This window comes from Micromonospora sp., from assembly GCF_048594385.1.
GTDB classification, from domain to species: domain Bacteria; phylum Actinomycetota; class Actinomycetes; order Mycobacteriales; family Micromonosporaceae; genus Micromonospora; species Micromonospora wenchangensis.
This window is the reverse complement of record NZ_JBMDWU010000063.1, coordinates 1-8,089: the sequence shown is the minus strand read 5'-3', so window position 1 is coordinate 8,089 and position 8,089 is coordinate 1. Positions and strand designations below refer to the sequence as shown.

General features: G+C 71.3%; 9 protein-coding genes. 4 read left to right on the top strand and 5 right to left on the bottom strand.

Translation table 11 applies throughout. From position 1 onward, the window contains the following. From ACOJTC_RS03030 to ACOJTC_RS03015, 4 genes are all read right to left on the bottom strand, one after another. Positions 1–347: MBL fold metallo-hydrolase (locus tag ACOJTC_RS03030; RefSeq protein WP_420115642.1), on the bottom strand; the 347-nt coding region annotated here is incomplete at its 3' end. Between the two features lie 123 nt (positions 348–470). Continuing rightward, positions 471–932, bottom strand: a complete 462-nt coding sequence (locus ACOJTC_RS03025; RefSeq protein WP_088643832.1) for a RidA family protein — start codon at positions 930–932, stop codon at positions 471–473. 12 nt (positions 933–944) lie between these two features. After that, positions 945–1,100, bottom strand: a complete 156-nt coding sequence (locus ACOJTC_RS03020) for a DUF4177 domain-containing protein (RefSeq protein ID WP_088643831.1) — start codon at positions 1,098–1,100, stop codon at positions 945–947. 45 nt (positions 1,101–1,145) lie between these two features. Next, the gene (locus ACOJTC_RS03015; protein WP_420115641.1) at positions 1,146–1,631 is read right to left on the bottom strand and encodes a hypothetical protein; all 486 of its coding nucleotides are present in this window, start codon (positions 1,629–1,631) and stop codon (positions 1,146–1,148) included. A 327-nt stretch (positions 1,632–1,958) separates the two neighbouring features. Between ACOJTC_RS03015 and ACOJTC_RS03010 the strand changes: the two genes are divergently transcribed. The 3 genes from ACOJTC_RS03010 to ACOJTC_RS03000 are packed head-to-tail and all read left to right on the top strand — an operon-like array spanning position 1,959 to position 4,768. After that, positions 1,959–2,564: a hypothetical protein gene (locus ACOJTC_RS03010; RefSeq protein ID WP_204957416.1), complete on the top strand. Its 606-nt coding sequence runs from the start codon at positions 1,959–1,961 to the stop codon at positions 2,562–2,564. Between the two features lie 26 nt (positions 2,565–2,590). After that, positions 2,591–3,568, top strand: a complete 978-nt coding sequence (locus ACOJTC_RS03005; protein ID WP_204927045.1) for an ArsA family ATPase — start codon at positions 2,591–2,593, stop codon at positions 3,566–3,568. 54 nt (positions 3,569–3,622) lie between these two features. Beyond that, positions 3,623–4,768 (top strand): ArsA family ATPase, encoded by a 1,146-nt coding sequence (locus ACOJTC_RS03000; RefSeq protein ID WP_204927044.1) that lies wholly within the window; start codon positions 3,623–3,625, stop codon positions 4,766–4,768. A gap of 71 nt (positions 4,769–4,839) precedes the next feature. Here the strand turns inward: ACOJTC_RS03000 and ACOJTC_RS02995 are convergent, their stop codons facing one another. Next, a complete protein-coding gene (locus tag ACOJTC_RS02995) occupies positions 4,840–5,160 on the bottom strand; it encodes a WhiB family transcriptional regulator (protein ID WP_420115640.1) in 321 nt (106 codons plus the stop codon). A 402-nt stretch (positions 5,161–5,562) separates the two neighbouring features. Between ACOJTC_RS02995 and ACOJTC_RS02990 the strand changes: the two genes are divergently transcribed. Further along, positions 5,563–7,992 (top strand): penicillin-binding protein, encoded by a 2,430-nt coding sequence (locus tag ACOJTC_RS02990; protein ID WP_420115639.1) that lies wholly within the window; start codon positions 5,563–5,565, stop codon positions 7,990–7,992. Positions 7,993–8,089: the final 97 nt, after the last annotated feature.

Genomic DNA, 8,089 nt, shown 5'->3' with positions numbered 1-8,089 from the left:
GCCCCGGTCAGCGGGTCCCCGCCGACGGTGTGTGCCGGGTCGACGGCGAGCACGGGGACGCCGCCGAGCAGGTCGCTCAGCCGGGGGGCGCCCTCGGTGTGGTCGGGGTGCCCGTGGGTGATCAGCACGAGCCCGACCGGGCCGGACGCCGCCACGGCGGCCAGGTGCCCCTCGTCGGCCGGGCCGGGGGCGACGACGACCGCCCGGGCCGCGTCGGGGGCGCGCAGCAGCCAGGTGTTGGTGCCCTCCAGGGTCATCGGCCCCGGGTTGGGGGCACGCAGCAACGTCACCCACTGCGGCAGCCGGTCGGCCGGTGCGGCCGGCGGTACCGTCACATGCCCGGTCATGGCTGCGATCGTACGACCCTGTGCGCCACTCCCCGCGATCTTGCCGAACCGGCCCACTGGTTTGTGGTCCTTCACGGCTTTCGACCGACCGGTCGGGTCAGCTCGCGGGGAGTGGCGACGCGGTCAGGCCACCTCGACGATCAACTCGATCTCGACCGGGGCGTCCAGCGGCAGCTCGGCCACCCCGACGGCGGAGCGGGCGTGCCGGCCGGCCTCCCCGAAGACCGCGCCGAGCAGGTCCGAGGCTCCGTTGATCACGGCCGGCTGGCCGTGGAAGCCCGGCGCCGAGGCCACGAAGCCGGTCAGCTTCACGATCTTGACGATGTTCTCCAGGCCGACCAGCGAGTCGACGGCGGCGAGGGCGTTCAGCGCGCACCGCTCGGCGAGGTCCTTGGCCTGCTCGGGCGAGACACCCGCGCCGACCTGGCCGGTGGCGAGCAGCTTCCCCTCGGCCACCGGCAGTTGACCGGAGACGTAGACGTGCTGACCGGACTGCACCGCCGGCACGTAGCTGGCCACCGGCGGCACCACGTCGGGCAGGGCCAGGCCGAGCTCGGCCAGCTTGGCGTGGGGTCCGTTGCTCATCGTCGGACCCCTTCAGCCCTTGGGACGCTTGAGGTACGCGACCAACTGGTCCGGGTTCGGGCCGGGGATCACGGCGACGAGTTCCCAACCGTCCTCGCCCCAGTTGTCGAGGATCTGCTTGGTCGCGTGGACCAGCAGCGGGACCGTGGCGTATTCCCACTTCTGCATCGGTGGAAGGCTCCCTTGCCTGGCGTGGACTGTGTCGTCGACAGCCTACGGTCCGGGTGACGGCCGGGGCGCGGGACGCTGCTCGGGGGCGGTGGGCAGCTCACCGCACTGCCCGGCGTGGTCGTACGGCTGGGGGCAGCGGGACCGGTCGGGCAGCAGCAGGTCGCAGAAGACCCGGTGCCTGTTGTTCTGGTCGTCGGCGGTGGAGACGGTGGTCTCGCCGGCGTCGAGTTCGACGAGGAAACCCAGCGAGGTGGCCACGGTGCCGGCCAGCGCGGTCGCCGCCGCCAGATCGGCCACCCGGATCGGCAGGTGGATGACGTAGCCGGGCTCCTCGTCGTCCCGGCCACGGTCACCGGGGCGGCCGAGCATCCGCAGCACCTCGGTCGGTTCGGCGCAGCGCCGGTAGGAGCGCTCGTTCATCGGCAGCCCCGTGCCGGGGGCGTCCGCGTCACCGGCCGAACCTCCCCGCCTCCCCCGGTCTCCTGATGCTGAGAAGTGGGCTCGGGCGATGTTCTCCGCGTCGCGCATGTACCTTCCTCCGGCCTCGTACCATGAATGACCGCCGTCCGGACCGGGTGCCGACCCGATCCGCTCCCCCACACCCGGACGAACGTAGGACCCCGCCCGACACGGGGACAACGGGACGCGCACGGTTGATCACACAAAGTCACATATGCGACACTCGCCTGATCCGAAAAACGATCGCGATCCACAGCAGGTCGTGAGCGGTCCGCCACGCGCCGCCCATCGACCGTTACCCTTGCGCCTCGGACGGGCGATCAGGGGTCGCCCGCCGCGCCCGTACCCGCGTCGTCGCCAGGGGCGGCGACGGCGCCCCATCCCCCGGGGGACCACATGACCCATCCACCGTTCGGTGGCGCGAGCGGATCGCCAGGCGGACCACCGCCACGGCACGACCCACCAGACCCGGGCGGGACGACCGCTCCCGGCCTCTCCCCGTCAGGTGTCGGCGCGCCGCCATCGACCAGTCACCCCGGGTACCGGGCGGCGACCCCGGCGCGGCGACGCGGCCCGCTGGCCGCCTGGCTCGCGCTGGCGGCGGCCGTGGTGCTCTGCGGCGGCGGCGGGACGCTCGCCTTCCTGACCCTGCGCGACGCCGAGGGCGGTGAGGGGGCCAAGGAGCCGACGGTGGCGGTGGACGGCTTCCTCACCGCCGTCTACCAGGAACGCGACGCCGGCAGGGCGGCCAACTTCGTCTGCGCGGAGTCCCGCGACCCGCAGAAGATCAACGCCAAGGTGGCCGAGGTGCAGAAGTACGCCACCACCTACATCAACCCGCGGTTCCGCTGGTCCAGCCCGACCGTCGACAGCCAGAACGGCGACCGGGCCACCGTCTCCACCACGCTGACCATGACCACCGCCGACGAGAAGATCGCCGAGCAGCCGTTGCGGTTCACCGTCGTACGGAAGACGGGTTGGTGGGTCTGCGAGGTCGGCTGAGCGCGCGGGGTGGATAGGCTCGACCGGTGCGAGCAGCTGAGCGGCCGGCCGACCCGGCCGGTACCGGATGGCCGTCCCGCCTGCACGTGGTGACCGGCAAGGGCGGCACGGGCAAGACGAGCGTGGCGGCGGCGCTGGCGCTCGCCCTGGCCGCCGGCGGCCACCGCACCCTGCTGGTCGAGGTGGAGGGCCGGCAGGGCATCGCCCAGCTCTTCGGGGTCGAACCCTTCCCGTACGCCGAGCGGCACCTCGTCGACGCCCCCGGCGGCGGCGAGGTGCGCGCCCTCGCGGTGGACGCCGAGGAGGCGTTGCTGGAGTACCTCGACATGTTCTACAAGCTCGGCGCGGCCGGTCGGGCGCTGCGCAAGCTCGGCGCGATCGACTTCGCCACCACCATCGCCCCGGGCCTGCGGGACGTGCTGCTCACCGGCAAGGTCAAGGAGGCCACCACCCGCACCGCCGGCCAGCGCCGGGTGTACGACGCGGTGGTGCTGGACGCCCCGCCGACCGGCCGGATCGGTCGTTTCCTCAACGTCACCGCCGAGACCGCCCGGCTGGCGAAGGTCGGCCCGATCAAGACCCAGAGCGACGGGGTGTCGGCGCTGCTGCGCTCCCCGATGACCGCGGTGCACGTGGTGACGCTGCTGGAGGAGATGCCGGTCCAGGAGACGGTGGACGCGATCGCCGAGCTGACCCAGCTCGGCTTCCCGGTGGGCCGGGTGATCGTCAACGCGGCCCGCCCGCCGTCGACCACCGGCCGCGAGGTGACCCGGGCGGAGCTGCGACGCGGGCTGGCCGCCGCCGGCCTGCCGACCGACCAGGCGACCGTGGCCGGGCTGGCCGGCGAGGCGCGGGACCAGCGGGTACGGCGGGAGCTGGAGGATTCGCTGCGGACCGACCTGGTGGAGCTGGGGCGGCCGGTGACCGAGCTGCCGTTGCTGCCCGACGGGGTGGATTCGGCCGGGCTGGCGGCGTTCGCCGAGATCCTCCGTCGGGCGGATTGACGCACACCTCACGTCGGCCCGGGCGCGCGGACCCCACCGGCCCGATACGCTCGATTGGTGCCTTCCGAAGACGCGGCGCCCGTGCTGGACGTCGACCAGATCCTCGCCGACCCCGGCGTGCGCATCGTGGTCTGCTGTGGCGCCGGCGGGGTGGGCAAGACGACCACCGCGGCGGCGCTGGCGCTGCGGGCGGCCGAGCGGCACGGCCGGCGCACGGTGGTGCTCACCATCGACCCGGCCCGCCGGTTGGCCCAGTCGCTCGGCCTGACCGAGCTGGACAACACCCCCCGCCGGGTCAAGGGGATCGACGTCGAGGGCGGCGGTGAGCTGCACGCCATGATGCTGGACATGAAGCGCACCTTCGACGACGTGGTGCTCCAGCACACCGACCCAGCGAAGGCGGCGGAGATCTTCGCCAACCCGTTCTACCAGGCCATGAGTTCCACCTTCGCCGGCACCCAGGAGTACATGGCGATGGAGAAGCTCGGCCAGCTGCACGCCCGGGGCGAGTGGGACCTGATCGTGGTGGACACCCCGCCGTCCCGCTCGGCGCTGGACTTCCTCGACGCCCCCGCCCGGCTCTCCCGCTTCCTGGACGGCCGGATGCTGCGACTGCTGCTCGCCCCGGCCCGCAGCGGGGGGCGGAGCATGTTCAGTTTCGTCACCGCCAGCTTCGGGATGTTCTCCAAGGTGGTGCAGAAGGTGCTCGGGGCGCAGCTGCTGACCGACCTCTCCGGCTTCGTCGCGGCCCTCGACTCGATGTTCGGCGGGTTCCGACAGCGGGCCGAGCAGACGTACCGGATCCTCCAGGCCGGCGAGACGGCGTTCCTGCTGGTGGCGACGCCGGAGCCGGACGCGGTCCGGGAGGCGGCCTACTTCGCCGGGCGGTTGGGCGCGGAGCGGATGCCGCTGGCCGGGCTGGTGCTCAACCGGGTGCACCGGCCGGCGGTGGGTCTGGACCCGGCGACGAGCCGGGCGGCGGCCGACCGGCTGGTCGAGTTGGGTGGGCACGACGCCACGGTCGACGTGCTGCGGGCGCACGCCGCGCTGGCGCAGCAGGCGGCCCGCGAGCAGCAGGTGGCCCGGCGGTTCACCGAGGCGTTCCCGGCGGTGCCGACGGTGTCGGTGACGGCGCAGCCCGCCGACGTGCACGACGTCGACGGGCTGCGGACGATCGGCGCGGCGATCAGCCACCCCTGACCTGCGGGCCGGTCCACCCGGCCGGGCCCGCGCCGGGGAAGACCGGGGTCCGGTCGGACCACGGTCGGGCCTCAGCCGGCGGCGGTGACCAGGATCTTGTCCTTGCCGCTGCGGTCCTTGGCGTTCTTCTTCATCGCCGCCTCGAACATCTTGCGCCCGCCCGCCACCTGCGGGTGCCGGCGCAGCAGGGCACGGCGTTCCCGTTCGGTCATGCAGCCCCACACGCCGAACTCGATGCGGTTGTCGAGCGCGTCGGCCAGGCACTCGTACCGCACCGGGCAGCTTCGGCAGATCCGCTTCGCGACGTTCTGCTCGGCGCCCTGTACGAACAACGCGTCCGGGTCCCCGTTCTGACACGCCGCCAGCGACGGCCAGTCAGTGATCATCCCCATCTGTACACGTCCCCCCTTGCAGTACCAACCGACTCGTGCGACCAGCCGTCGTTCCCCCCGGTCGTCCGGCCCGTTCCTTCCCCAAGGAGGCGCGGACGACGTGTGGCTCGTGTCGCCGCCACCATCATGCTCTGTAGTCGCATGATTACGCAACGTTGTCGGCGAAATCCAACATTCCGGACAGTCCCGGCTTCCCGGGCCTTCGATCGCCGCTTACCCCCTCGGAGTACGTGAAAACGCTGCGCGGGCTCCACCGATCGGTGGAGACTCGGCGCGGTAACCCGCAACCTCGCAGCGGGGGTCGTGCGTTTAGCACAACGAGGTCGGCGCGCGCAGGAAATGGGGAAAGAACGCCCCGGCGCCCCTCGTTCCCTACTCGCGTACCCTGTCGAGGTGACCTGGATGCGGAAACGTGACCACAATGTCTTCACCAACGCCGCATCGCTACTGATCTGCGGCCTGCTGGCCGGTGTGGTGGTGGCGGCGGCGGCCTTCCCCGCGGTGGCGATGTCCGGCCTGGCGGCCAAGGCCGGCGCCGAGACCTTCGGAGCGCTACCCAAGGAGCTGACGGTGGCCCGCGCGCCACAGATCAGCTACCTGCTCGCCAACGACGGCAAGACCCCGCTGGCGACCATGTACGACGAGAACCGGCGCGACGTGAAGCTCGCGGACATCTCCCCGTACATGCAGAAGGCGATCATCGCCGCCGAGGACCACGACTTCTACAAGCACAACGGCGTGGACATCAACGGCGTGGCGCGGGCCTTCGTCAACAACCAGTCCGGCACCAACTCGCAGCAGGGTGCGTCCACCCTGACCATGCAGTACGTCCGGCTGGCCATCGCCTACTCGGCCACCCACCCGGCCGACGTGGTGGCCGCGACCGAGGACACCAGCTCCCGCAAGATCCGCGAGATGCGGCTGGCCCTCCAGGTCGACAAGGAGTTCTCGAAGGACGAGATCCTCACCCGCTACCTGAACCTCGCCTCCTTCGGCAACGGCGCGTACGGCGTCTTCGCCGCCAGCCAGGTGTACTTCGGCAAGTCGCCCAAGAACCTCAAGATCGAGGAGGCGGCGCTGCTGGCCGGCATGGTCAAGGCGCCCACCACCAACGATCCGACCACCCGCAGCGGCTACCCGCTCGCGCTCGACCGGCGTAACTACGTCATCGACAACATGGTCAAGACGCAGGCCATCACCCAGCAGGAGGGGGACGCCGCCAAGGCGACCAAGCTGGTGGTGAAGGACAAGCGCACCCCGAACGGCTGCGTCGCCACCAACCAGAAGGACTGGGGCTTCTTCTGCGACTTCTTCTACCGCTGGTGGCTCTCGCAGGAGACCTTCGGCTCCACCACGTACGACCGGGAGCGGCGGCTCAAGAGCGGTGGCTACACCATCACCACCACGCTCGACGTGCAGGCGCAGAACGGCGCGGACCGGGCCGTCCGCAAGAACCTCGGGGTGAACAGCAAGGCCGCCCGGATGGTCGCCGCGATCGAGCCGGGCACCGGTCGGGTACGCGCGCTGTCGGTGAACCGGAACTTCAAGATCGATGACCCGAAGAAGCCGGCGAACAAGCTCTCCAGCGACCCCAAGAAGGCCAAGAAGAAGATCCGGGGCAACTACCCCAACACGGTGAACCCGCTGCTCAGCGGCGGCCAGGGCATCACCGGCTACCAGGCCGGCTCGACGTTCAAGATGTTCACCATGGTGGCGGCGCTGGAGAAGGGCATCCCGCTCGCCTACCCGATCAACTCGCCGCCGGTCTTCAAGTCGGATTACATCGTCCAGCAGAACTCACCGGCCGCCTGCCCGGGGACGCACTTCTACTGCCCCAAGAACGCCTCGGCGAGCATGGCCGGCGTGCACAACATGTGGACCGCCTTCGGCAGTTCGGTCAACACCTACTTCGTCCCGCTGGAGCAGCAGGTCGGCGCGGAGAACGTGATCAAGGCGGCGCAGAAGCTCGGCATCACCTTCCGCAGCAGCGACGACGCCCGCCGGGCCACCAAGGAGGGCGGCGCCAACCAGTGGGGCGCGTTCACCCTGGGTGTCTCCCAGACAACCCCGCTGGAGCTGGCGAACGCCTACGCCACCCTGGCGGCCGACGGGAAGTTCTGCGAGCCGATCCCGGTGCAGCAGATCAAGGACCCGGAGGGCAACAAGCTCGACGTCGCCAACCCGCGTTGCGAGCAGCGGATCTCCACCGAGGTGGCCCGGGCCGCCGTGGACGCGGCCCGCTGCCCGGTCGGTGACCGGTCGTCGGTCTCCAAGTGCGTCGGGGCGACCGCCCGCAACGTCCGGGGCATCGTCGGCAAGCCGGTGGCCGGCAAGTCCGGCACCACCGACGGCGACAAGACCTCGGCCCTGGTGGTGATGACCAAGCAGTTCGCGGTGGCCGGCATCATGGCCGACCCGGACTGGCCGCAGACCAACCAGCGGATGGGTCACGACGAGACGCCGACCGGCATCAACCCGGCGGTCTACCAGACGCTGCGGGACGCCATGAAGGGCAAGCCCGGCATCGAGTTCACCCCACCCAACGGCAAGATCATCAACGGTGACCAGCGTTCCATCCCGAACGTGAAGTGCCAGTCGGTGGACGGTGCCCGGGGCAAGCTCAAGGAGGCCGGCTTCTCCGTCGTCGTCTCCGACAACAAGATCGCCTCGGACTGCCCGGCCGGCTCCGTCGCCGGCACCAGCCCCAACGGCCGCACCATCAAGGGCGGCGTGGTCACCATCGAGGTGAGCAGCGGCGGCGGCAGCACCGCGAACGGGCCGAACGGGCCGGGTAACACCGGCACCCCACCGGGCCGTCCACCGGGCAACTGACCTCTACCGACCCCGACGGGGGGGGCGCCCCCCCCCGGGGGGGCCCCCGGGGGCGGAACCCGCCGCCAGCCCAGCCTGAGGGTATACAAAAAAAAAG